Annotated in this window: 23 protein-coding genes, 3 tRNA genes and 1 riboswitch; of the genes, 11 read left to right on the top strand and 15 right to left on the bottom strand. The window is 73.5% G+C overall.

All coding sequences use genetic code 11. From position 1 onward, the window contains the following. Window positions 1-70 precede the first annotated feature (70 nt). Entirely contained in the window at window positions 71-1,795 is a 1,725-nt protein-coding gene (gene argS / locus SJY07_RS17095; RefSeq protein ID WP_380160711.1) for an arginine--tRNA ligase, read from the bottom strand. A 190-nt stretch (window positions 1,796-1,985) separates the two neighbouring features. After that, a complete protein-coding gene (locus tag SJY07_RS17090; RefSeq protein WP_380160709.1) occupies window positions 1,986-3,020 on the bottom strand; it encodes a LacI family DNA-binding transcriptional regulator in 1,035 nt (344 codons plus the stop codon). A gap of 125 nt (window positions 3,021-3,145) precedes the next feature. Here SJY07_RS17090 and SJY07_RS17085 point away from each other — a divergent pair, with 125 nt between their 5' ends. After that, complete coding sequence (locus SJY07_RS17085) at window positions 3,146-4,339, top strand: phytanoyl-CoA dioxygenase family protein (protein WP_380160707.1); 1,194 nt, start codon at window positions 3,146-3,148, stop codon at window positions 4,337-4,339. Window positions 4,340-4,404: 65 nt separating this feature from the next. Here the strand turns inward: SJY07_RS17085 and SJY07_RS17080 are convergent, their stop codons facing one another. Beyond that, window positions 4,405-5,100, bottom strand: a complete 696-nt coding sequence (locus SJY07_RS17080; RefSeq protein ID WP_328293031.1) for an SDR family NAD(P)-dependent oxidoreductase — start codon at window positions 5,098-5,100, stop codon at window positions 4,405-4,407. Between the two features lie 113 nt (window positions 5,101-5,213). Between SJY07_RS17080 and SJY07_RS17075 the strand changes: the two genes are divergently transcribed. Beyond that, window positions 5,214-6,101, top strand: a complete 888-nt coding sequence (locus SJY07_RS17075; RefSeq protein WP_380160705.1) for a helix-turn-helix transcriptional regulator — start codon at window positions 5,214-5,216, stop codon at window positions 6,099-6,101. Here SJY07_RS17075 and SJY07_RS17070 read toward each other — a convergent pair. Next, the gene (locus SJY07_RS17070) at window positions 6,034-7,080 is read right to left on the bottom strand and encodes a PHP domain-containing protein (protein ID WP_380160703.1); all 1,047 of its coding nucleotides are present in this window, start codon (window positions 7,078-7,080) and stop codon (window positions 6,034-6,036) included. The two genes, SJY07_RS17075 and SJY07_RS17070, sit on opposite strands and share 68 nt — an antisense overlap. 131 nt (window positions 7,081-7,211) lie before the next feature. Here SJY07_RS17070 and SJY07_RS17065 point away from each other — a divergent pair. From SJY07_RS17065 to SJY07_RS17045, 5 genes are all read left to right on the top strand, one after another. Further along, window positions 7,212-7,284 (top strand) — tRNA-Glu (locus tag SJY07_RS17065). A gap of 110 nt (window positions 7,285-7,394) precedes the next feature. Next, window positions 7,395-7,468: transfer RNA gene (locus tag SJY07_RS17060), tRNA-Asp, on the top strand. Between the two features lie 29 nt (window positions 7,469-7,497). Further along, window positions 7,498-7,570, top strand: a tRNA-Phe gene (locus SJY07_RS17055). A gap of 115 nt (window positions 7,571-7,685) precedes the next feature. After that, window positions 7,686-8,006 (top strand): hypothetical protein, encoded by a 321-nt coding sequence (locus tag SJY07_RS17050; RefSeq protein ID WP_328293034.1) that lies wholly within the window; start codon window positions 7,686-7,688, stop codon window positions 8,004-8,006. Further along, window positions 8,003-8,872, top strand: coding sequence for a GGDEF domain-containing protein (locus SJY07_RS17045; protein WP_380160701.1), 870 nt, complete (start codon window positions 8,003-8,005; stop codon window positions 8,870-8,872). Before SJY07_RS17050 ends, SJY07_RS17045 begins: the two co-directional genes overlap by 4 nt. A 24-nt stretch (window positions 8,873-8,896) precedes the next feature. On the opposite strand, the gene xylB is transcribed toward SJY07_RS17045, so the two are convergent. Continuing rightward, complete coding sequence (gene xylB / locus SJY07_RS17040) at window positions 8,897-10,330, bottom strand: xylulokinase (protein WP_328293036.1); 1,434 nt, start codon at window positions 10,328-10,330, stop codon at window positions 8,897-8,899. A gap of 184 nt (window positions 10,331-10,514) precedes the next feature. On the opposite strand from xylB, the gene SJY07_RS17035 reads away from it, so the two are divergent. Continuing rightward, window positions 10,515-10,775, top strand: a complete 261-nt coding sequence (locus tag SJY07_RS17035) for a DUF3073 domain-containing protein (RefSeq protein WP_328293037.1) — start codon at window positions 10,515-10,517, stop codon at window positions 10,773-10,775. A gap of 76 nt (window positions 10,776-10,851) precedes the next feature. Here the strand turns inward: SJY07_RS17035 and purM are convergent, their stop codons facing one another. The 6 genes from purM to SJY07_RS17005 form a co-directional block, all read right to left on the bottom strand. Then, a complete protein-coding gene (gene purM, locus SJY07_RS17030) occupies window positions 10,852-11,970 on the bottom strand; it encodes a phosphoribosylformylglycinamidine cyclo-ligase (protein WP_380160698.1) in 1,119 nt (372 codons plus the stop codon). Next, a complete protein-coding gene (gene purF, locus SJY07_RS17025; protein WP_380160696.1) occupies window positions 11,967-13,511 on the bottom strand; it encodes an amidophosphoribosyltransferase in 1,545 nt (514 codons plus the stop codon). Before purF ends, purM begins: the two co-directional genes overlap by 4 nt. 63 nt (window positions 13,512-13,574) lie before the next feature. Next, window positions 13,575-13,931 carry a hypothetical protein gene (locus SJY07_RS17020; protein WP_328293040.1) on the bottom strand — a complete coding sequence of 119 codons (357 nt, stop codon included), beginning with the start codon at window positions 13,929-13,931 and terminating at the stop codon, window positions 13,575-13,577. Further along, the gene (locus tag SJY07_RS17015; protein WP_380160694.1) at window positions 13,928-14,320 is read right to left on the bottom strand and encodes a sterol carrier family protein; all 393 of its coding nucleotides are present in this window, start codon (window positions 14,318-14,320) and stop codon (window positions 13,928-13,930) included. Before SJY07_RS17015 ends, SJY07_RS17020 begins: the two co-directional genes overlap by 4 nt. A gap of 31 nt (window positions 14,321-14,351) precedes the next feature. After that, window positions 14,352-14,579 (bottom strand): hypothetical protein, encoded by a 228-nt coding sequence (locus tag SJY07_RS17010; RefSeq protein WP_328293042.1) that lies wholly within the window; start codon window positions 14,577-14,579, stop codon window positions 14,352-14,354. A gap of 10 nt (window positions 14,580-14,589) precedes the next feature. Further along, window positions 14,590-15,861, bottom strand: coding sequence for an MFS transporter (locus SJY07_RS17005; protein WP_380160692.1), 1,272 nt, complete (start codon window positions 15,859-15,861; stop codon window positions 14,590-14,592). 87 nt (window positions 15,862-15,948) lie between these two features. On the opposite strand from SJY07_RS17005, the gene SJY07_RS17000 reads away from it, so the two are divergent. Continuing rightward, window positions 15,949-16,878, top strand: a complete 930-nt coding sequence (locus SJY07_RS17000) for a LysR family transcriptional regulator (RefSeq protein ID WP_380160690.1) — start codon at window positions 15,949-15,951, stop codon at window positions 16,876-16,878. Here SJY07_RS17000 and SJY07_RS16995 read toward each other — a convergent pair. The 4 genes from SJY07_RS16995 to SJY07_RS16980 form a co-directional block, all read right to left on the bottom strand. Beyond that, window positions 16,859-18,247, bottom strand: a complete 1,389-nt coding sequence (locus tag SJY07_RS16995) for an L-serine ammonia-lyase (RefSeq protein ID WP_380162390.1) — start codon at window positions 18,245-18,247, stop codon at window positions 16,859-16,861. The two genes, SJY07_RS17000 and SJY07_RS16995, sit on opposite strands and share 20 nt — an antisense overlap. A gap of 30 nt (window positions 18,248-18,277) precedes the next feature. Next, window positions 18,278-19,402: a glycine cleavage system aminomethyltransferase GcvT gene (gene gcvT / locus SJY07_RS16990; protein WP_328293046.1), complete on the bottom strand. Its 1,125-nt coding sequence runs from the start codon at window positions 19,400-19,402 to the stop codon at window positions 18,278-18,280. 135 nt (window positions 19,403-19,537) lie between these two features. Continuing rightward, window positions 19,538-19,632: riboswitch (glycine riboswitch) on the bottom strand. An 86-nt stretch (window positions 19,633-19,718) separates the two neighbouring features. Further along, window positions 19,719-20,108, bottom strand: a complete 390-nt coding sequence (locus SJY07_RS16985; protein WP_380160688.1) for a tautomerase family protein — start codon at window positions 20,106-20,108, stop codon at window positions 19,719-19,721. A gap of 25 nt (window positions 20,109-20,133) precedes the next feature. Beyond that, a complete protein-coding gene (locus SJY07_RS16980) occupies window positions 20,134-21,147 on the bottom strand; it encodes a LacI family DNA-binding transcriptional regulator (protein ID WP_380160686.1) in 1,014 nt (337 codons plus the stop codon). Between the two features lie 134 nt (window positions 21,148-21,281). Between SJY07_RS16980 and SJY07_RS16975 the strand changes: the two genes are divergently transcribed. Continuing rightward, window positions 21,282-22,502 carry a Gfo/Idh/MocA family oxidoreductase gene (locus tag SJY07_RS16975; RefSeq protein WP_328293049.1) on the top strand — a complete coding sequence of 407 codons (1,221 nt, stop codon included), beginning with the start codon at window positions 21,282-21,284 and terminating at the stop codon, window positions 22,500-22,502. 13 nt (window positions 22,503-22,515) lie between these two features. Then, a complete protein-coding gene (locus SJY07_RS16970; protein ID WP_380160683.1) occupies window positions 22,516-23,514 on the top strand; it encodes a sugar phosphate isomerase/epimerase family protein in 999 nt (332 codons plus the stop codon). The last annotated feature ends 13 nt before the right edge of the window (window positions 23,515-23,527 follow it).

Genomic DNA, 23,527 nt, shown 5'->3' with positions numbered 1-23,527 from the left:
AAAACTGGGAAAATCACGACGTACCTCGGGATCGGCGATCAGCCGGACCGAGGTTTCGTCGTTCGGGCCCCTACATGCGCTCCGGAGCGTCGATCCCGAGGAGGCCCAGGCCCGCCGCGAGCACCTCCCGCGTCGCCCGGCACAGGGCGAGCCGGCTCGCCCGGACCTCCCCCTCCGCCGAGAGCACCGGACAGGCCTCGTAGAACGCCGACAGCGCCGTCGCCACCTGGTGCAGGTGACCGCACAGCCGGTGCGGTTCGAGCGTCTCCGCCACCGACGCGACGGCTCCGGGGAAGCCGGTCAGGAGCAGCGCGAGCCGCACCTCCGCGGGGTGGTCCAGCACCGACACGTCCCGGGTCACGATCGCGCTGCGCTCCAGCAGCGACGCCACCCGGGCGTGCGCGTACTGCAGGTAGGGGCCGGTGTTGCCGTCCATGGCGACCATCCGCTCCAGCGAGAACACGTAGTCGCGCCCGAGGCCGTTGACGAGGTCGGCGTACTTCACGGCGCCGATCCCGACGGCCCGCACCACCGCGGTGCGCTCCGACGCGTCGAGGCGCGACCCCCGTCCGCCCAGCACCTCCGCCGCCCGGCTCTCGGCCGCGTCGAGCAGCGCGCTGAGCGGGACGGTGCCTCCCGTCCTCGTCCTGAACGGTCGACCGTCCTCCCCCAGCACCGTCCCGAAGGCGACGTGCTGCACCGTCACCTCCTCGGGGAGCCACCCGGCCTCCCGGGCGACGGCGAACACCTGGTCGAAGTGCAACGCCTGCCGGGCGTCGACCACGTAGACGATCCGGTCGGCCCGCAACGCCGTCACCCGGTGCCGCAGCGCCGCCAGGTCGGTCGCGTCGTAGCCGTACCCCCCGTCGGACTTGCGCACCACCACCGGCAACGGTTCCCCGTTGCGGTTCGCGAAACCCCGGGGGAACACGCACGACGCACCGTTCGACTCCACGAGCAGTCCCGCCGTACGGAGGTCGTCCACCACCCCGGCGAGGTCGGCGGCGTAACTGCTCTCCCCCGCGGTGTCGGCCGGGGTGAGGCCCGATCCCAACCGGGCGTACACCTCGGCGAACGACCTCATCGACGTGTCGACCAGCCCGCGCCAGACGTGGTACGTCCGCGGGTCGCCGCTCTGCAGGGCGACGACCCGGGCCCGGGCCCGACCCGCGAAACCCGGGTCGGCGTCGAAGCGTTCCCGGGCCTGCCGGTAGAACCCGTCCAGCGCCGACAGGCTCAGGTCGGCGCCGTCGTGACCCTCCTCGAGGAGGTGCTCGATCAGCATCCCGAACTGGGTCCCCCAGTCGCCCACGTGGTTCTGCCGCACGACGACGTCCCCCACCGTGGCGAAGACCCGGGCCAGCGCGTCCCCGATGACGGTCGAGCGGAGGTGCCCCACGTGCATCTGCTTCGCGACGTTCGGCGAGGAGTGGTCGACGACGACCCGTCGCGGTGGATCGGCCTGTGCCACACCGAGGTGCGGATCGGCGAGGAGGGCACTGACCTGCCCCGCCAGGAACTCCGGCCGCAACGTGAGGTTCAGGAACCCCGCTCCGGCGAAGGTCGGCGGCAGGCACACGTCCTCGAGGTGCGACCCGGCGAGCAGCCGGTCGGCGATCTCCCGGGGCGGCAGTCCCAGGGGTTTCGCCAACCGCACCGGGAGGTTGGTCTGGAAGTGCCCGAACTCGGGCCGGGTGGCCGGTCGCAGTTCGGGGTCCCACCCGGCGTAACGAGCGCCGAGCCCTTCGAGGGCCGGCCGGAACCGGGAGGTGAGGAGTTGATCGGGAGTGAGCACGGTGGTGTTTCCTCGTGGCCGGAGGGGGGTGCCCGGACGTCGGGCGGGCGTGCGGGGCCGGAGGACCCGCGACGAACTGCGGCTCGGTCAGACCGCGAGTCGGCGTCGCCCGGCGCGTCGTCGGGACGCGGCGAGCGCGTCACGACGGGAAGCACGGGTCGACGACATGCCAGGAGCATGCCACGGGAACTCAGACCTCGTCCACCAACCCCGCCGGTTCGTTGAACGGCGTGATCACCTGGATCTGCGAGGGTCGGGAACCCGGTCGTCCCGGCAACGCCCCCTGGGCCTGCATGACCGCGCGGCAGACCCGGCGCACGTCGGTGCGCAGGTCGTGGTGCAGCACGGCGGTGAGGCGGCGGCGACGCAGCAGGACGAGGTTCTCGGCGTCGAGGTCGTGCGCGACGAACGCGCGGACGGTGCGCCCGGCGGCGTCGAAGGCGGCGAGGACGGCCTGGTTCCCCCCACCGACCGAGTACACCGCGTCGATCCCCGGGTCGCGTTCCAACGCCGCCGACACCGTCGCGAACATCGACGCGTCGAGTCCGTCGGTGCCCTCGACCACCGTCACCGGCACCTGCGGCGCGAGGTCGCGCAACGCGGTGCGGAAACCCAGTTCGCGGTCTCCCTCGCCGCGGAAGCTGCTGCGGCTCAACGAGACCAGGACCCCACCCGTGTCCGGGGCCACGACCGTCAGCAGGTAGGCCGCGGTGGCCCCGGCCGCGCGGTCGTCCATCCCGACGTAGGCGACGCGACGGCTGGTGGGCACGTCGGTGACGAAGGTGACCACCGGGATCCCCGCGTCCTCCAGCCGGGCGACGGCCGCCACGACGGCCGGGTCGTCCGGTGCCTTGAGCAGCACACCGCTGGAACCCTTGCGCGCGATGGCGTCGAGCTGGGTCGCGAGGTCCGCGGCGCTGCCCTCCTCGCGGAGGTGGAACCTCGCCCGGATCACCGCCGGGCGCAGCGACGGGAGCTCGGCCTCCAGGGCGACCCGCACTTCGCGCGAGAAGCGGTCCGGCGCGAGGACGACCACGTCGAGGAAGAACGTGCGGCCACCGATCCGGACCTGCGACGCCTGCCGTTCGAGGTCGGCGATCGCGCGGTGCACCTCGGCGACCGTGCTCGCGCGCACGCCGGCCCGCCCGTTGAGCACGCGGTCGACCGTCGCGGTGCTCAGGCCGGCCTGCTGCGCGATCTCACGGATCCGGTACGGGTGCGCCATCGACATCCCCCCGATGCGTGCGTGATGCGTTCTTGATGCGTCGAGGATGCCACGGCGGCGTCAGCGCGTCCTACCGTTGGACCAGCGCGCAGCCCACCGCACGACTCTCGACGAGGAGAAACCCCATGAGCGCACCGACCACCGCCCGGCACACCCCGATCCGGTTCCGCGAGAGCGACTGCGACGTCACGGAGTTCGCGAAGCTGCTCGACCGGACCACCGTCCTGGCCGACTTCCCGCACGCTGTCGACGTCCAGCAGAACGTCCTGGTCTACGACTCCGCGCTCCTGCGGCGCGCCGTCGCGACCGACGCGGGCCGCGAGGAGGTGGAGGGCGAACTCGTGCGGGCCCTCACCGACGGTCCCGGGGTCGTCGTCCTCAAGGGCGCCTTCCCCGACCTCTCCGTCGTCGACCGCGTGACTGCGGTCTTCGACCGGGTCATCGCCGACGAGAAGGCGTCCGGGACGGCCAAGGGCGACCACTTCGCCAAGGCCGGGGCCAACGACCGGGTCTGGAACGCCCTCGAGAAGCTCGCCGTGCGCGACCCCGAGGCGTTCGTCGACTACTACGCCAACGACGTGCTCGCCCTGGTCTCGACGGCCTGGCTGGGCCCGGGGTACCAGGTCACCTCCCAGGTCAACGTCGTCCGCCCCGGCGGCCGGGCGCAGGACCCGCACCGCGACTACCACCTGGGTTTCCTGTCCAACCCCGTCGCCGCGCGCTACCCCGCGCACGTCCACCTGCTCTCCCCGGTCCTCACCCTGCAGGGCGCCGTGGCGCACAGCGACATGCCGCTCGAGAGCGGTCCGACGCTCTACCTGCCCTACTCCCACCAGTACCCGCAGGGGTACCTCGCCTGGCGTCAGGCGGAGTTCAAGGAGTACTTCGCCGAGCACCACGTGCAGTTGCCGCTCGAGAAGGGCGACGCCGGGTTCTTCAACCCCGCCCTGTTCCACGGCGCCGGCACCAACGTCTCCAGCGACGTGCAACGGGTCGCGAACCTGCTGCAGGTCTCCTCGGCGTTCGGTCGCGCCATGGAGACCGTGGACCGGGTGAAGACCGCCAAGGCCGTCTACCCGGCCCTGCTGTCCCGCAAGGACTCCGGTGCGAGCCAGGAGTTCCTGGCGAACGCCGTGACCAGCGCCACCGAAGGGTACCCGTTCCCCACGAACCTCGACCTCGACCCGAACGTCAACGGACTCACCCCGCTGTCGGAGACGGAACTCCTGCACCAGGCGCTGGCCGAGGGGTGGGACGTCGGGAAGGCGACGACGGAACTGGACGCCTACGCTGCCCGGCGACGCACCGACGAGATCTGACCCCTGACGGCAGCACGTCCGCGCCGACTGGAGTCCGAGGAACCGGCCCTCGGCTCGGCGCGTCGTCACCAGGCGACGACACCGTGACGGTCGCGGAACACACCGGTCGGGCCGTCGGTGCCGATGCTCGCGAGTTCCACGATCGCGTCGGTCCCCTCGGTGACGGTCTGCGGGCCGCCGTGGCCGTTGAAGTCCGTCGCGGTGTAGCCGGGGTCGACGGCGTTGAACTTCACGTCGGGCAGCGCCTTGGCGTACTGCGTGGTCAGCATCGTCACCGCCGCCTTGGACGAGGTGTAGAGCGGGGCGGCGAGCCGGCCCTCGACGCGGTCGGGGTCGTGGGTCACGGCGAAGGACCCGAGGCCGCTGGACACGTTGACGACGACGGGGTTCGAGGACTTGCGCAGCAACGGCAGGAACGCGTGGGTCACCCGCACGATGCCGAACACGTTGACGTCGTAGACGGCCGCGGCGTCGGCGGCGGTCAGTTCGTCGGCCGGCGTGAAGGGGCCGGAGACCCCCGCGTTGTTGACGAGGACGTCGACGGTGCCCTCGTGGGCGGCGACGTCGTCGGCCGCGGCCTGCACGGACGCGTCGTCGGTGACGTCGATCTGGACGAAACGTGCACCGAGGGCCTCGGCGGCGGCCTGCCCGCGCTGCGGGTCGCGAGCGCCGATCAGGACGGTGTGCCCGGCGGCGATGAGGCGACGGGCCGTCTCGTAGCCGAGGGACTTGTTGGCTCCGGTGATGAACGTGGTGGTCATGGGAAGACCATCGCCCGTTTCCCCGGGCTCAACCAGTGCCCGCTGCGACAGGGGGACGCGCAGTACCAGGCTGGGACGGCGTCCGACGCCTCGCGAGGAGGCACGATGGTCCGGTGGTGGAAGGTGAGAACCTCGGAACGGCGCTGCGACGGTGGCGGGACCGGCTGACCCCGGAGGCCGTCGGCCTGCCGCACCGGGCGAAGCGACGGGCGGCGGGGTTGCGGCGGGAGGAGCTCGCCGACCTCGCGGGCCTCTCCGTCGACTACGTCGTGCGGTTGGAGCAGGGCCGGGCCACGAACCCCTCGGCCCAGGTCGTGGCCACCCTGGCCCGTGCGCTGCACCTGAGCCGGGAGGAGCGGGACCACGCCTACCGGCTGTGCGGTCTGCTTCCCCCCGCGGACGGGACGATCTCCCACCTCGTCCCCGCCGGCGTGCAACGGATGCTGGCCCGGCTGGGGGCCTTCCCCGTCGGCGTGTTCGCCGCGGACTGGACGCTGCTGACCTGGACCCCGTCGTGGGCGGTGCTCATCGGCGACCCGAGCGGGAAGTCCCCGAAGGAGCTCAACCTCATCCGCGCCGTCTTCACCGAGGGGCGCAGCGGGCTCTCGAACTGGCCGGTGCGCTACGCCGACGTGGGCCTGCCCGCGGCGCTCGTCGCGGACCTCCGCTCGGCCCTGGTCGACTACCCGCACGACGAGGGCCTGGTCGCCCTGACCGAGGAGATGAAGGCGGCGAGCCCGGAGTTCGCGCGATACTGCCGGGAGGGGACCGTGGGACGCCACGTCTCCTCGCGCAAGACCGTCGAGCACCCCGACGTCGGCGACATCACCCTCGACTGCGACGTCCTCACCGCTCCGGGTTCCGACGTCCGGCTCGTGGTCTACACCCCGGTGCCGGGTTCGGTGGACGAGGAGAAGCTGGAGTTCCTGCGGGTCACCCGAGGGCAGCGCGCCGGCGACGCGACGTCCACTCCAGCACCCGTTCGACCGGCCACGTCGTGACGACGCGCTCGGCCGGGACGCCGCACTCCTCGGCGCGCACACAGCCGTAGGGCTGCCAGTCGAGCTGGCCGGGCGCGTGCGCGTCGGTGGAGAGGGTGAACGTGCAGCCGGCCGCGACGGCCTGGCGCAGCAGCGCCCGCGGTGGGTCGAGACGTTCGGGGCGGGCGTTGATCTCGACCGCGACGTCGAACTCGACGCAGGCCGCGAACACCTGCTCGGCGTCGAAGTCGCTGGGCGGGCGGCCCTTCTCGCCGACCCGGCCGTGGCCGCCCTTGACCATCCGGCCCGTGCAGTGGCCGAGGACGTCCATCCGGCCCGAGCGGATCGCCGCGAGCATGCGGCGGGTCATCGCGTCGCCGGGCATGCGGAGTTCGGAGTGCACCGAGGCGACGACGACGTCGAGGCGTTCCAGCAGGTCGGGCGGGCAGTCCAGGACCCCGTCCCGGCCGATGTCGACCTCGATGCCGGACAGCAGCCGGAACGGTCGCAGCGGCGCGGCGAGGGCCTCGACCTGGGCCAGCTGGTCCTCCCGGCGGCCCCGGTCCAGACCGTTGGCGACCTTGAGACCCTCGGAGTGGTCGGTGACGGCGATGTAGTCGTGACCGAGCTCGACGGCGGTGAAGGCCATCTCGGCGAGCGGGCTGCCGCCGTCGCTGGCGTCGGTGTGGGTGTGCAGGTCGCCCTTCAACTGCGCGCGCAGCGCCTCCCCGCCCTCGACGAGGGGGCCCGCTGCGTCCTCGAGCTTCCGGAGGCGGTCAGGGGTGCGGCCGGCGGCGGCCTGGGTGACGAGCTCGGCCGACGACTTCCCGATCCCCTTCAGGTCGGTCAGCGTGCCGGCGGCCAACCGGGTGTCGAACTCGTCGGCGGGCAGGGCCAGCAGGACCGAGGCGGCCTTGCGGAACGCTTCGACCCGGAAGCTGCTCGCCTGTTCGCGTTCCAGCAGGAAAGCGGTGCGCCGCAACGCCTGCACGGGATCCACGGCCACCTCCCGGTCGGGGTCGAGCTGAGCGTGGACCACTCTGCCCCATCGCCGCGACACCGGCACCGTCAGCAGCACCCCGTCGGGTCCTCTATGCTGGATGGGCTTCGGCACCAGTGTCGTAGCGCCACGCCCTCATCGTTTAGTGGCCTAGGACGCCGCCCTTTCAAGGCGGTAGCACGGGTTCGAATCCCGTTGGGGGTACGCAGCAGTCCTGCCGTCAGGTGGTGCCGAACGGTGGTCACGACCACCGCCGACATCGGGTAAGGTCTTCTCTGCAAGCAAGCACGACAGCAAGACAAGGTCTCTTCTGAGGCCCCGTAGCGCAGTTGGTTAGCGCGCCGCCCTGTCACGGCGGAGGTCGCGGGTTCGAGTCCCGTCGGGGTCGCTCGTCGTGTCGGTTCACCGACCCGGCACGGCCAGGTAGCTCAGTTGGTAGAGCGTCCGACTGAAAATCGGAAGGTCAGCGGTTCGACCCCGCTCCTGGCCACCTGGAAAGAACCTCCTGAAGGCCCTGACGCACCTGCGTCGGGGCCTTCGTCGTTCCCAGCCGGCCTCCAGCCCCACCCTGCGCTGCGCCGAGGTCCGGCCGTTAACCTCCTGGCGTGCCCGCGATCCCGAGTCCCGCCCTCATCGGCCCCGCCGTCCTCGGGGGGTACGTCCTCGGCCGCACGACGGGGAACCGAGCGCTCGCCGGGGTCGCGCTCGCGGCCGGTCTGGGCCTCGCCCTCCCCCGTTGGACGAAGCGCTCCCCCGTCCTCGCCGCCGCCCTCGCCCTGGGCACGGTCGGTCTCGTGGGCGTCTCGCACCCGCTGTCCCAGCGCCTGGGCCCGTGGCCGGCCGTGCTGACGACGTCCGCGGCCGCCGCCGTCCTGGCGGGCGTGGGCGACGGCCTCGCGGGACGGGTCGGCAGCGCCGGGTCGTGACCCCCCACGGGGCGAGTCCCGACTGGCGCGCGCTGGCCGCCGGGGCACCCGCCACCGCCCTCCTGCTCGGCAGCACCGTGCAGTGGGCCTCGCCGGGGCTCGCGGAGTTCGTCCTGATCGACCCGCCCGCCCTCGTCGGCACCGACGCCCTGGACCTCGTCCTGGCGGCCGACCGCCCCCGCGCCCGCGCCGCGCTGAGTGCCGTGCGAGAGCCGGGGCAGCGTTCCGGGCCGCTGCGGCTGCGGCCCGCCGCACGTCCCGGGGTGCGCCTCGAACTCGTCGCCCGGGCCCGCGCCGCCGACCACCTCGTGGTGGCGGCCTGGGACGTCTCGCACCGGCTGGCGGTGGAACGGGAACTCGGGCACCGCGCGAGCCACGACCACCTCACCGGGCTGCCCAACCGCGCGCTCCTGGCGGACCGCTGGGGCCGTTCCCGCTCCCGGGTGCAGGCCGACCCCGCCCTGGCCACGTTCGTCCTCCTGTGCGACGTCGACGGGCTGAAGGAGGTCAACGACGGGCTCGGGCACCGGGCCGGGGACGCCCTGCTCGTCGAGGTCGCCCGCCGGCTGGCCGCGGAGGTCCGCCCGAGCGACACCGTCGCCCGTCTCGGTGGGGACGAGTTCGTGGTCCTGGTCGAGGCGGTGCCCTCGGCCCACGTCGAGGCCCTCGCCCACCGGTTGCGCCGGAGCATCGCCGTCGTGCAGGCCGGCGTCCACGTGCGGCTCTCGGTCGGCTGGGCCGCCGACGACCTCACCCGCACCACGGAGGCCGTGCTGGCGGAGGCGGAGGCGCGCATGTACGAGGACAAGCGCGCCGGTCGCACCGTCGACCTGCCCGGGATCCACGGCACCGGTCCGCACGCCTGAGCGCGGCGGCGTCAGACCTCGACGTCAGATCCTGTTCGCCGTCAGGTCGCGCACCTGCGCGTAGCGCTCCCGCACGTGCGGGGTCGGGTCGGCCTCGAAGGTCTGCGACGCGTTCAGCGTCCAGTCCGGTGGGGCCTCCGCGCCGGAGAGCACCCACGCCGCCTGCCGCGCGGCACCGTCGGCGACGTACTCCCCCGGTTCGGGGACGACGACGGGACGGGCCAGCACCGCGGGAGCCAGGCGCCGCACCGCCTCCGAGCGCGCCCCGCCGCCGACGAGCACCACGCGCCCGATCTCGACCCCCTGGGCGACCAGGGCGTCCAGACCGTCCGCGAGGCCGCAGAGCAGTCCCTCGACGGTGGCGCGGGCCACGTGCGCGGGGGTCGAGGTCGACAGCGTGAGCCCGTGCAGCGCGCCGGTGGAGTCCGGCTTCACCGGGGTCCGCTCCCCCTCCAGGTAGGGCACGAAGACGAGTCCCCCGCTGCCGGCGGGGGCCGAGAGGGCCAGCCGGGACAGCTCGTCGTGGTCGACCCCCAGCATCCGGGCGGCGGCGTCCAGGACGCGTGCGGCGTTGAGCGTGCAGACCAGCGGCAGGTAGCGACCGCTCGCGTCGGCGAACCCGGCGACCAGACCGCTCGGGTCGTGGGTCGCGACGTCGCTGACGACGCTGACGACACCGGACGTCCCGATCGACACGACGACGTCACCGACCCGGGCCCCCACCCCGAGGGCGGCGGCCATGTTGTCCCCGGTCCCCGGCCCGATCAGGGCGCCCCGGGAGAGAGCGCCGGCGCTGACGCCCGCGGACTCCGCCGGCCCCAGGACGTCCGGCAGGTCCGGCGAGGCGCCGAAGGCGGACTGCAGCAGGTCCCTGCGGTAGCCCCCCTCGGCGGGTGACCAGTACCCCGTCCCGGACGCGTCCCCGCGGTCCGTCACCAGCCGCGCCCCCTGACCACCGGCGAGCTTCCAGGTCAGCCAGTCGTGCGGGAGGCAGACCGCGGCGGTACGGGCCACGTTCTCGGGCTCGTGCTCGGCGATCCAGCGCAGCTTGGTGATCGTCAGCGAGGCCACCAGGACGCTGCCGACCTGGTCGGCCCAGGCCTTCGGGCCGCCCAGCTCGGCGGTCAGCGCCTCGGCCGCGGGCGCGGAGCGACCGTCGTTCCAGAGCAGCGCGGGCCGCACGACCTCGCCGGACTCGTCGAGCAGCACCGAGCCGTGCTGCTGGGCGCCGACGGCGAGCGCGTCCACGTCGTCGAGGCCGCCGGCGTCGGCGACGGCCTCCTCGAGGGCCTGCCACCAGCGTGCGGGGTCGATCTCGGTGCCGTCGGGGTGCTTGGCCCGCCCGATCCGCAGCAACTCGCCCGTTCCGGCGTCGCGGACGACGACCTTGCAGGACTGGGTGGAGGAGTCGATCCCGGCCACGACACGGCGGTCCGTTCCGCCTCCGACGCTGGTCATGGGCACAGCTAACAGCATGCGCGGCAGCCGCGCGGGACACGCTCGTGGGCCGTCCGGGGTGTCCAGGGGCCGACCGGGATGCCGGAAGGTCTCGCGAACATGTACCGTTGGAGCCACGGAGAGATGACAGCTGCTCCGGGGTCAGCACTGTCTGCCCCGGCCGACGCGCGAGGGGGTCGACGCCATGGGGCGCGGCCGTCAGAAGGCCAAGCAGACGAAGGTCGCTCGGGAGCTGAAGTACTTCAGTCCCGACACCGACTACAACGCTCTGCAACGTGAGCTTCACGGGCCCGACCCGTACCGCCAACTCGGGCGACCAGAGCCCCAGAAGGCGCCGGAGTCTGACGTGGTAGAGGACGACGACTCGGAGGACGAAGCCGAGGACTGGTCGAAGTACACCGCGACGGACGACCACGACGAGTGGACGTCCAAGCGCCGAGCCTGACCGGCTCGGAGGCTACGGGTCTACCGCAGCACGCACGACCGAGGCATCGCACGAGGCGTGCCCGCCTCCACCGCCGTCACCAACCCTGGTGCCGGCCCTGGAGGAGGGTCACGCCTCCTGCGATGCCCTTGCCGTTGCTGGGGCCGTCCGCCTCGGTGCGTCCACGCACCTCACCGCACACCCACGCCGGGATGCCGGCCTGTTCCAGGGTGGCCACCACGGCGTCGACGCTGTCGGGACGCACGACGGCCAGCATGCCCACGCCCAGGTTCAGGGTGCGCTCGAGGTCGTCCGTCGGCACCCGGCCGAGGTCGCGGACCAGGCTGAACACCGCACCCGGGGTCCAGGTCGTGCGGTCCACCACGGCCGTCACGTCCGCCGGGAGGCAGCGCGCCAGGTTGGCCGCGAGGCCGCCCCCGGTCACGTGGCTCATGGCGTGCACGCCACCGGAGCTCAACGTGGCCAGCGCGGGCCGGGCGTAGATCCGGGTCGGGACGAGGAGCTCTTCGCCCAGGGTGCGGCCGAACTCCTCCACGTGCCGGTCGTAGGCCCACCCGGCGTCGGCGAAGACGCGGCGGACCAGCGAGTACCCGTTGGAGTGCAGCCCGGAGCTGGCCATCGCGACGAGGACGTCGTCGACCTCGACGCGTTCCGCGCCCAGCAGCTCGTCGGCCTCGACGACCCCCGTGACCGCTCCGGCGACGTCGTACTCCTCCGGCCCGAGGAGACCGGGGTGCTCGGCGGTCTCGCCGCCGACCAGCGCCACGCCCGCCTCCTCGCAGCCGCGGGCGATGCCTGCGACGATCGCGGCCATCCGCTCGGGGACGACCCGTCCGCACGCGATGTAGTCGGTCATGAACAGCGGCGTCGCGCCGCAGACGACGATGTCGTCGACGACCATGCCGACGAGGTCGGAACCGATGGTGTCGTGCCGGTCGAGGGCCTGTGCGATCGCGACCTTGGTGCCGACCCCGTCGGTGCTGGTGGCCAGCAGCGGGCGGCGGTAGTCCTTGAGCACCGACACGTCGTAGAGGCCGGCGAAGCCGCCGAAGCCGCCGACGACCTCAGGCCCCTGGGTCCGGGCGACGGACGCCTTCATGAGCTCGACGGCGCGGTCCCCCGCGACGACGTCGACCCCCGCGTCCGCGTACGTCGTCCCCGCGGGTGTCGTCGCCGGTGTCGTCGTCGCACTCACTGCTGGGCCCCCTGGGCGGGTTCGGACCGGGAGACCGGTGTGATCGGGATGCGCGGCTTGTCCATCGCGTGCTCGCCGAGGCGGTCGAGGTCGTTCAGCGGGACGGGGTACTCGCCGGAGAAGCAGGCGGTGCAGAGCCGCTCGACGGGCTGCTCGGTCGCCTCGATCATGCCCTCGGTCGAGATGTAGCCGAGGGAGTCGGCCCCGATGCTCTGGGCGATGTCCTCGACGGAGAGGCCGTTGGCGATCAGCTCGGCCCGGGTCGCGAAGTCGATGCCGTAGAAGCACGGCCACTTCACCGGCGGGGAGGAGATCCGGACGTGGATCTCGGCGGCGCCGGCCTCGCGCAGCATCCGGATCAGGGCGCGCTGGGTGTTGCCGCGGACGATCGAGTCGTCCACGACGACGAGGCGCTTGCCCGCCACGACGTGCTTGAGCGGGTTCAGCTTCAACCGGATCCCGAGCTGGCGGATCGTCTGGTTGGGCTGGATGAAGGTGCGGCCCACGTAGGAGTTCTTCACCATCCCCTGTCCGTAGGGGATGCCGGACTCCTCGGCGTAGCCGATGGCGGCGGGCGTCCCGGACTCCGGGGTGGGGATGACGAGGTCGGCCTCGACGGGGTGCTCACGGGCCAGGACCCGGCCCATCTCGACGCGGGCCTCCTGGACGACCTTGCCGTTGATGGCGGTGTCCGGGCGGGCCAGGTAGACGTACTCGAAGACGCAGCCCTTGGGCTTGGCCTCGGCGAAGCGGGTGCTGCGCAGGCCGTCCGCGTCGATGGCGATGAGCTCGCCGGGTTCGATCTCGCGGACGAAGCTCGCGCCGACGATGTCCAGCGCGGGGATCTCCGAAGCCACGACCCAACCGCGGTCCAGGCGCCCCAGGACCAGCGGGCGGATGCCCTGGGGGTCACGGGCGGCGTAGAGGGTGTGCTCGTCCATGAAGACGAGGCTGAAGGCGCCCTGCACGTGCGGCAGGACCTCGGCGGCCGTCGCTTCGAGCGTGTGGTCGGGGTCCCCGGCGAAGAGGGCCGTGAGGATCGCGGTGTCCGTGGTGTTGCCGCGGGCCAGCTCGCTGGGCGAGGGCCGTCCGGGCAGCACGGGACGGGCGGAGTTCGGGTAGCGCTCGGCCTGCAGGTCGCGCAGCGCGAACAGGTTCGTGAGGTTGCCGTTGTGCGCGAGCGCCACGGTCCCGCCGGCGGTGTCGCCGAGGGTGGGCTGGGCGTTCTGCCAGCCGCCGCCACCGGTCGTGGAGTAGCGGGCGTGACCGACCGCGATGTGCCCCTGGAGGGACTCCAGCGCGGACTCGTCGAAGACCTGGGACACCAGACCGGTGTCCTTGAAGACGAGGATCTGCTCGCCGTTGCTCACGGCGATGCCAGCCGCCTCCTGCCCCCGGTGCTGCAGGGCGTAGAGACCGTAGAAGGTCAGTTTGGAGACTTCCTCACCGGGAGCCCAGACCCCGAAGACGCCGCAAGCGTCCTGAGGTCCTTTCTCGCCGGGAAGCAGGTCGTGGTTCAGACGTCCGTCACCGCGGGCCACGCTCGAAGTGTGTCACACCCCTGCGTCGGGGACCGACGTCGACGACGGCGTCGGGGACCGACGTCAACGACGGCGGCCGCGCCGCACGCGGGGGGCGGGTCGGGTCCCGGTGCGGCGGTCCACGAGCACGGCGACCAGACCGCCCAGCAGGACCCCGAACAGGGCCAGCGCGCAGAACAGGTACCCGAAGAGGGCGCGTTGGGAGTAGCCGTCGCGCGCCGGGGTCACGGCCGCGACGATCGCGGCGACGACGAAGGCGAGCACCAGTCCGGTGACGACGAAGGCGCGGAACCGGGGCGCCCGACGACGGGTGACCTGGACGAACGCGGTGCCCTCGCGCTCCGGCGACACCTCGGGGGACACCTGAGGGGTCTCCCCCGGCGCGTCGCCGGGGGACGGGGTCTGGGCCTGCTCGCTCACGGGAGAACGGTACGCGGTGGGACGAGCGGCAGCAGTTCGCCGAGGTCGGCGCGGTTGCCGCTGGCCTGGACCCGCCCCGCGGTCCGGGCCGCGTCGAACTCCGTCCGGCCCGTCGCGAGCTCGATCCAGGTCGTCGCGTCCATCTCCACGACGGCCGGCGGGGTCCCCCGGGTGTGTCGCGGACCCTCGATGACCTGCACCGCCGCGAACGGCGGCACGCGCACCTCGACGCTCCCCCCGGGGTAGCGGGCGGCGAGCTCCTCCAGCGAGTAGCGCACGGCGGTGGCCAGCACCGGCCGCGCGGGCTTCTCGCCCCGTTCCCAGAGGTCCTCCACGGCGCGGACGGCGGCGAGGCCTTCGGTGGGGTCGGTGCGGCGACGGGTGGGCACCGCGTCATCGTCCCAGGTCGATCGTTCCAGGTCAGGCGGGGACCACCGGGCCCGGGACGGGCTGCGGGACGTGGCCCGGCAGACCCGGTGCTGCGGGCACTCCGCCGTCGGCGGCGCGGACGAGGAGGACGACGACCACCGCCACGACGACGGCGACGACCAGGGCCAGCCCGAGCAGCGCGACGGCCAGGCCGGGGTGCGGGTGGGGAGGGTGCTCGACCTCGAGACGGTCCGGGGCAGCGGTTCTCGTGGTGCGCACGTGGACCTCCTCACCGAGGGCCGGCGACGACCCCCTGCCGGTCGTCGCCGCTACCAGTAGACACCTGGACGGGGCCGCTGTCAGCAGGCTCCGAACCGGGAGCGGGGTTGCGGCGCAGGGCCACCGCGACGGTGCCCAGGAGGGCGAGCACGACGACGGCGAGGACGGGGACCGAGACGTCGTAGGCGACCCCGGCGGAACTGCTGAACCCGACGGCGAGCGCCGGGACGGCCATCCCGAGGTAGCCGGCCAGGAAGATGCCGGCGGCCGCCTCACCGCGGGCACCCGCGGGGGCCAGCGAGGTCGCCGTCGTGAGCGAGCCCTTGAGCAGGACGCCGACGCCCGCCCCCGCCACGACCGCGCCGCCGAGGAACACCGCGACGAGCCCGAGCACCACCCCGACCCCGAGACCGACGACGCCGAGGGCGGTGAGGGCCAGCCCGATCCGCACCTGGTGGGTGGCGTGCAGGCGGACGAGGAGGACCTGGCTCAGCGCCGCTGCGGCCAGGACGGCGAAGGTGCTCGCCCCGCCGGTCACCGGGCCGGGGTGCCCGAGGGAGGCCAGGACGGCGGGGGCGAGGGAGGTGAAGAGCCCCAGGACGGCGAAGAGCGCGAAGGAGGCCAGGGCGGCGGCGAGGTAGCGGCCCCGGGCGGCGGCCGGGACGGCGATCCGCTGGACGCGGTAGGGCCGGTGCTCGCGCTCGACGGTCTCGGGGACGAGCAGCGCGACGGCCGCGGCGGCGAGCAGCAGCAGGACGAGGAAGACCTCGTGCGGGACCCGCAGCGGGTCCCCGAGGTGGCCGACGAGCAACCCGGCGACGAGGGCCCCGAGGCCGAGACCGCCGAGGTTGGCGGCGGTGGCGACGACGGCGCCGAGCCCCGACCTGCGGGAGGCGGTCCGGCCGTGGAGCTCGGCGAGGTACGCGGTGGCGGTGGGGGTCAGCGCCCCGACGGCGAGCCCGGTCACGATCCGGGCGACGATGAGGACGGCGAGGTTCGGGGTGAGCGCGAGGGCGAGCGCGGCGACGGCCTCGAGCACGAGGGCGGGGGCCAGGACGCGGCGCCGGCCCAGGTGGTCGGAGAGGTGCCCGACGGTGAAGAGGGCGATCGCGACGCCGGCCGCGTAGACCGCGAAGGCGACGGTCACCACGACCGTGGGCAGCCCGTCGCGTTGGCGGTAGAGGGCCCACAGCGGGGTCGGCACGGTGGCGAAGGCCAGCGCGGTCGCGAAGGCGGAGGCGACGATCCAGAAGCCGAGACGGTGCCGGCGGTTCGATCCCATGGACCGTGCAAGCACCGGCCGGCATCGAGCCTTCCGTTCCAACGCTGGGCAGTGGGACCATCCATCGGGATCAGCGATGGGAGAGCGGTGGAACTGCGTCAGCTGGAGGTGTTCCTCGCCGTCGTCGAGGCGGGGACGATCAGCGCGGCCGCCCGGCGGCTGGGGGCCGCGCAGTCCGCGGTGAGCACCGTCGTGCGGGCGCTGGAGGAGGACCTGGGCGTCGCCCTGTTCGTCCGCACGTCACGCCGCGCCGTCGTCACCGACGCGGGCCGGGCCCTGCTGCCGGAGGCCCGACGGGTGCTCGCCGGGCTCTGCGAGGCGCGCTCGGCGGTGCTCGACGCCGACGGTGGACCCTCCGGGCCGCTGGCCGTGGGCGTCGTGACGACGATGCACCCGGTGGACCTGCCCCTGCTGCTGCAGCGGTTCACGACGGCGAACCCCCGGGTGTCGGTGTCGATGCGGGTCTTCGCCGACGGTTCCCGGGGTCTGCTGCGCGCCCTCGTCGACGGCGAGCTGGACGTCGCGTTCCTGTCCTGGCCGTTCCGGCCGCCGGCGAGCGTCGTGCTGCGTCACCTCGACCGGACCGCCTTCCGGTTGCTGCTGCCCCCCGGGCACCCGCTGGCCTCCTCGGCCCCGGTGGAACTGGCGGACCTCGCGGGGGACCGCTGGATCGACGGCCCGCCGGGTTTCGCGAACCGACTGCAGGTCGACGCGCTGTTCGCGCGGGTCGGCGCGACGCGACGGGTGGTCCTGGAGGTGCCGGACGTCTCGACGTTCCCCCGCTACGTCGCCGCCGGTCTCGGCCCGGCGTTCGTGCCGGGTTCGGTCCCCGTCGGGACGGGCTGCCACGAGCAGCCCGTCGCGGGTGAGCCGCTGAGCTGGACGTTGTCGCTGGCGACCGCGCGTCCCTCCCCCGAACGTCCCGTGCGCAAGGCCGTCACCGCCTTCGCCGAGGCCGTCGACCGCCACGTCCGCCGTTCCGCGCCGGCCCCGGGGGTCAGCACTCGGGGACGTTGACCCCGACGGTGGGGCGGCCGATGACGGTGAGGGCGAGACCGCCGAGGGACGTCTCCTTGTACTCCGAGCGCATGTGGGCACCGGTCTGGCGCATCGTCGCGATGGCGGTGTCCAGGCTCACGACGTGGCTGCCGTCGCCGCGCATTGCGGTGCGGGCCGCGTGGATCGCGGTGGTCGCGCCGACGGCGTTGCGTTCGATGCAGGGGATCTGGACGAGCCCGCCGACGGGGTCGCAGGTGAGGCCCAGGTGGTGCTCGACGGCGATCTCGGCGGCGTTCTCCACCTGTTCGGGCGTTCCCCCGAGGACCTCGGCGAGACCGGCGGCCGCCATCGCGCTGGCCGAACCCACCTCGCCCTGGCACCCGACCTCGGCGCCGGAGATGGAACCCGTCTCCTTGAGGATGATCCCGATCCCCCCGGCCGCCAGCAGGAACCGGACCGTCCCGGCGTCGTCGGCGCCGCGGACGAAACGGCGGTAGAAGTGCAGCACGGCGGGGACGATGCCCGCGGCGCCGTTCGTCGGGGCCGTGACGACCCGGCCGCCGGCGGCGTTCTCCTCGTTCACCGCGAGCGCGAAGAGGCTGACCCAGTCCATCGCGTGCAGGACGTCGGCGGCGGTGTTCCCCTCCTCGGAGAGGAGTTCGCGGTGCAGGCGCGGGGCGCGGCGGCGGACGCCGAGCCCGCCGGGGAGGGTTCCGTCGGTGACGAGGCCGTGGTCGACGCAGGCCGCCATGGCGGCGAAGATGTCCAGCAGCCCGGAGTCCACGTCGTTCCCGGAGCGGAGGCTCTCCTCGTTGCGGCGCACCAGGTCCGCGACCCCGAGGCCGGTCGAGCGGCAGTGGTCGAGGAGTTCCTGGGCACTGCGGAAACCGTGCGGCAACCCCGCCCCGGTCCCTACGACGGGTTCGCTCGCGTCCAGCGGGTGGTCGCGGACGAAACCCCCACCGACGGAGTACGACGTCCGTTCGGCGACGACGTCACCGGCGGCGTCGCGGGCCGTGAACACCATGCCGTTGGGGTGGGCGGGCAGCGAGGTCCGGCCGATCAGGCGGACGTCGCCGTCGAGGTCGAAACCCACCCCGTGCCGGCCGAGGACCCGCAGTTCACCGCTGCGCCGGATCTCGTCGAGGAGCCCGGCCACGGCGTCGGGGTCGATGAGTTCGGGCCGTTCACCGAGCAGTCCCAGGACGACGGCCCGGTCGGTGCCGTGTCCGCGCCCGGTGGCCCCCAGCGATCCGTAGAGGTCGATGGTGACGGAGACGACCCGTTCCAGCGCGGCGGTTCCCTCGAGGTGCTCGGCGAAGGCGAGGGCGGCGCGCATCGGGCCGACCGTGTGCGAGCTCGACGGGCCGATGCCGATGGAGAACATGTCGAAGACGGACAGCGGAGCGCTCACGACTCAGCGCTCCCGACGGTAGAAGGGCAGCGCGACGACCTCGACGGGCAGTTCGGAACCGCGGACGTCGACGGCCAGCGCGGTGCCGGGGGCGGAGAGCGCGGCGTCGACGTAGGCCATCGCGACGGGGTAGCCGAGCGTGGGCGACAACGCGCCACTGGTGACCTCTCCGACCGGGTTCCCGTCGGCGACGACGGCGTAGCCGGCACGGGGAGCCCGGCGCCCCGATCCCTTCAGGCCGACCAGCACCCGGGCGGGTGCGACCTCGGCGAGTCGTCGCAGCGCCTCGAGCCCGACCGGTCCCGGGTCCTTGTCCAGCTTCACGACGCGGCCGAGGCCGGCGGCGAACGGGCTGGTCTCGCGGGTCAGTTCGTGGCCGTAGAGCGGCATCCCCGCCTCCAGGCGCAGGGTGTCCCGGCAGGCCAGCCCGGCGGGGACCCCACCGTGCTCGCGGGCCGCGGACAGCAGCGCGTCCCAGACGGTGACCGCGTGCTCGACCGGGGCGAACACCTCGAAACCGTCCTCCCCGGTGTACCCGGTGCGCGCGAGCAGCACGGGGACGCCCAGCAGGGTGGCGGACGCGCTGCGGTAGTAGCCGAGCACGTCGAGGTCGACGTCCACGAGGGGTCCGAGGATCGCCACCGACGCCGGCCCCTGCACCGCGACGAGGGCCCAGCGGGCGGTCTCGTCGGCGACGTGGACGTCGAAGGGGCGACACCGGTCGGCGATGGCCACGACGACGGGTTCGACGTTCGCGGCGTTGGCGACGACGAGGAACTCCTGCTCGCCGAGGCGGTAGGTCACGAGGTCGTCGACGATCCCGCCCTCGTGGTCGACGAGCATCCCGTAGGCCGCCCGGCCGATCGGCATGGTCGAGGCCCGCCCGACGAGGGCCGCGTCCAGCGCCGCTCCCGCCTCGGGGCCGGTGACCCGGATCTCCCCCATGTGCGAGAGGTCGAAGACCCCGGCGCGCTCGCGGACGGCCTTGTGCTCGGCGAGGTCGGAGGCGTAGCGCAGCGGCATCTGCCAGCCGGCGAAGTCGGTGAAGGAGGCGCCGAGCGCCGCATGGACGTCGGCGAGGGGCGTGCTCGTCGGGCTGACCGTCGCGCTGCTGACCTGGGTGTTCACCGGGCTCCTCTCGTCGCGACCGCGCGGTGCGGTCACGTGCTGGACCCCCTCTGTCGCGGAACCTGAGAGCTTCACCCTGCGGGGCAGGGCTTTCCCCGTCGGTGAGGACCCAGGGGTCCTGCTTTCCAGAGCGGCCTGCCCGTGGCGGTACGTGGACCTGAGAGGTTCCGGGGTGGTTGCTCCTTCGGTGCCCACCGGTGGGACCGGTGGGGCTCTCCCGCCCGGGGGAAGCGGCCGTGTGTTCAGTTGTGCTGGCCGTCAGCGTGGCACACGACCGCCCCCGGGGACCAGCGCCGCCGCGTCCCGCCGCGCCGGGTCAGAGCTCCCCGGTGAGGAACTGGGCGCGGCCGTGACCGAAGGACCAGTCGGCGTCGGAGTTCTCCACGACCGAGACGACGACGTCGGAGGGTGCGGTCCCGCAGCGGGTGCGCAGCTGCTCGACGAGCAGACGGTAGAACGCCTCCTTCTGCGCACGCGGGCGGGGGCGGCTGGTCACCTGCAGCACGACGACGTCGCGGGTGCGCTCGATGCCGAGGCCGGTGTCGTGGACGACGAGCTCGCCCTCGGGGTGCTGGTGGACGACCTGGTACCGGTCGCCGTCGGGGACGCCGAACGCCTCGACCACGGCGGCGTGGGCGGCGTCGAGCAGGGTGGCGACCTCGTCGGGGCGACGGCCGGCGACGAGGTCGAAGCGGGGCAGGGGCACGAGAACCTCCGGATAATTTGTCCTGTCATTCTGACATGACTGGACCGGTCGTGTCCCGCACCACCAGCCGCGGGACGAGGACGACGTCGGCGGGGCCCGGATCGTCCTCGCCGTCCAGGCGCTGCACGGCCGCCCGCACCGCGCACGCCGCCTGCCCGGCCGCGTCCTGGCTCACCGACGTCAGCCGCACGTGCCCCAGCCGGGCCAGGAGGCTGTCGTCGTAGCCGGTCACCGACACCCGCCCGGGGACCGCGATCCCGTCCCGCAGGAGGACGTCGAGGACGCCGAGCGCGATCCGGTCGCTGGCGGCCACCACCGCCGTCCCCGTCCACCCCCCACCCAGCACCCGCCGGGTGGCGGCGGCCCCGCCCTCCTCGTCGAAGGTCCCCTCCACGACCCGCCCGCGCACCCCGGCGGTCGCGACGGCGGCCTCGAACCCGGCGCGGCGGTCGGCGGCGATGTCCCCCGCGCCGCCCGAGACGTGCAGCAGGTCCCGGTGGCCCAGGCCGACCAGGTGCTCGACCAGCAGCCGCGTCCCGACCTCGTCGGAGGCGCGCACGACGTCGGGCCCTGGCGACCCGGGGTCCGCGAGGCGCGGGCGCCGTCCCAGGACCACGACGGGCACGCGTCGCCGCAGCTCCATCAGCTCCGCACCGGGCAGTTCCGGCCCGAGCAGCAGCAGCGCCTCGCAGCGGGAGTCGAGCAGGGTCTCGATCGCCGCCCGCTCCCCCCGCGTGCGGGTCACCGCGGCGAGCACGACGTCGTAGCCGGCCTCCTCCGCGGCGTCCTGCAGCTCCTCGACGAGCTCGGCGTGGAAGGCGTTGCGGACGGCCACGGTGATCCCGAGCAGGCGGGTGCGCCGCAGCGCGAGGCTGCTCGCCGCGCGGTCGGCGCGGTACCCGAGGTCGGCGGCCGCCCGCAGCACGCGGGCGGCCGTCTCGGCGCTGGGCCCCGGCGCCCCCCGCAGGGCGAGGGACACCATGCCCTTCGACACCCCGGCCCGGGCCGCGACGTCCTTGATCGTGGGTCGAGCGGACACCGGACTCCCTCCCTGGCCCGCTTGACAACGGCGGACGGTCGAACCGATTCTAGCGGCAGTCGTTCAAACCGGTTTGAAAATTACGTCGCACCAGTGCCGGTGCCGACCCGCGACCCTCCCGAGAGGCCCGCCCGATGCCCCCCACCTCCCCCACCCGCCCGATCGGCGTCGCCGTGATCGGCGCCGGGATGGCCGGCCGCGCCCACCTCGCCGGCTACCGCGCCGCCTCCACCCTCGCGGGTGGTTCCTACGGCGAGGGCCTGCCGCCGGTCCGCCTGGTCGCCGTCGCCGACGCCCACGAACCGTTCGCCGTGGCCGCGGCGCAGCGCTACGGCTACGAGCGCGCCGAGACGTCCTGGCAGGCCGTGGCCGAGGCCGACGACGTCGACGCCGTCAGCGTCGTCGTCGCCAACCACCTGCACCGCGAGATCGTCGAGGGTCTGCTGGCCGCGGGCAAGCACGTCCTCTGCGAGAAGCCGCTGGCCCCCTCGGTCACCGACGCGGAGGCGATGGTCGCGGCCGCCGCCCAGCACCCGGACCTCGTCGCCGCGGTGGGTTTCACCTTCCGCCGCTCCCCCGCGATCAACGCCCTGCGCGAGCAGGTGCTGAACGGTCACCTCGGGACCGTCCGCCACTTCAACGGCCACTACTGGTGCGACTACGCGGCCAACCCGAACGCCCCCATCAGCTGGCGCTACCAGGGCGGTCTGGGGTCGGGGGCGCTCGCAGACATCGGCAGCCACCTGGTCGACCTCGGTGAGTACTTCTGCGGGCCGCTGGAGTCGGTGCGGGGGACGGTGTTCTCGCAGGTGACGACGCGCCGGCCGAAACCGGTCGGCGCCGTCGTCGGGCACGCCCTGTCCGAGGTGAGCGCCGAGTTCGAGGACGTCGAGAACGAGGACCTGGCGACGTTCACTGCGACCTTCACGAACGGAGCGACCGGGACGTTCTCGGTCTCGCGCATCGCGCACGGCCTGCCCAACGGACTGGGTTTCGAGATCTTCACCGAGCACGGCGCGGGGGCCTTCGACCTCAACCGCACCGGTGAGTTCACCATCGCCGACTCGACCGCGCCCGGCGTGGTCAACGGCTACCGTCAGGTCCTCGTCGGCCCCGAGCACCCCTACGTCGCAGGTGGGCTCCCGATGGACTTCGGCGGCGTCGGGCACGGGCAGAGCGACTTCTTCAGCTTCCAGTGCCGCGCGTTCCTCAACGAGGTCGCCGGCGGCGTCGGCTCGCCGATCGGCGACCTCCCCGTCGTGCCGCCGATGGCCCACGGCCTGCACAACCTGCGCGTGCTCGAGGCGGTCACCCGGGCCGCCGACGGCACGGGCGAACCCGTCCCCCTCGACTGAGAGAGAGCAGACCGTGAAACTCGGCGTCTACAACGCGATCCTGCACGACCGATCCCTGCCCGAGGCGCTGCAGGTCGTCGCCGACCTCGGCCTGCAGGGCATCGAACTGAACTCCGGCGGGTTCCTGCCGCCGGTCCACATCCCCACCTTCGACGACATCCTGGTCAGCGACACCGCGCGTGACGAGTTCCTCGGGACCTTCGAGGGCACCGGGGTCTCGATCGCCGGCCTGAACTGCAACGGCAACCCGCTGCACCCGAACCCGGTCATCGGCGACCAGCACGCCGAGGACGTCCGCCGGTCGATCCGGCTGGCGAACCGCCTGGGCCAGCACCGCGTCGTCACCATGTCGGGGCTCCCCGGCGCCGAACCCGGGGCGACCCGCCCCACCTGGGTCGTCAACGCCTGGAACTCCCGCGACCTCGACGTCATCGAGCACCAGTGGAGCGTGGCCGCCCCGTTCTGGAAGGAGATCGACGCCCTCGCTCGCGAACTCGACGTCAAGGTCGCCCTGGAACTGCACCCGCAGAACGTCGTCTTCAACCCGGCGAACATGCGCGAACTGCTGGAACGCACGGGGGCGACCCACCTCGGCGTCGAACTCGACGCCTCGCACCTGTTCTGGCAGCAGATGGACCCCGTCGCCGTCGTCCGGGACCTCGGTCCACTGGTGTTCCACGCCGCGGCCAAGGACGTGCGGATCAATCCGGCCGCCGCGGTCTACGGCGTGCTGGACAACCGGTTCCGTCGCCTCGACCCCGCCGAGGACCGCACGAACCTCGGGGGCGACGAGTGGGTCAACGAGTGGCCGAAGGAGTCCGCGTGGGACTTCGTCGCCCTCGGCAGGGGCCACGACACCGCGTTCTGGGCCGAGTTCCTGCGCGCCCTGCACGAGGTCGACCCGGACATGGCCGTGAACATCGAGCACGAGGACACCTCCCTCGGGCGGATCGAGGGCCTGGAGGTGGCGGCGGAGGTCCTCAAGGACGCCGCCCGGGCCGCCGGGGTCTGAACGGCGGCCCGGC

Origin of the sequence: Kineococcus sp. R86509 (genome assembly GCF_042466365.1) — a bacterium.
Classification (GTDB): Bacteria; Actinomycetota; Actinomycetes; order Actinomycetales; family Kineococcaceae; genus Kineococcus.
The sequence above is the reverse complement of the archived record's forward strand: the minus strand, read 5'-3'. Positions and strand labels throughout refer to the sequence as shown.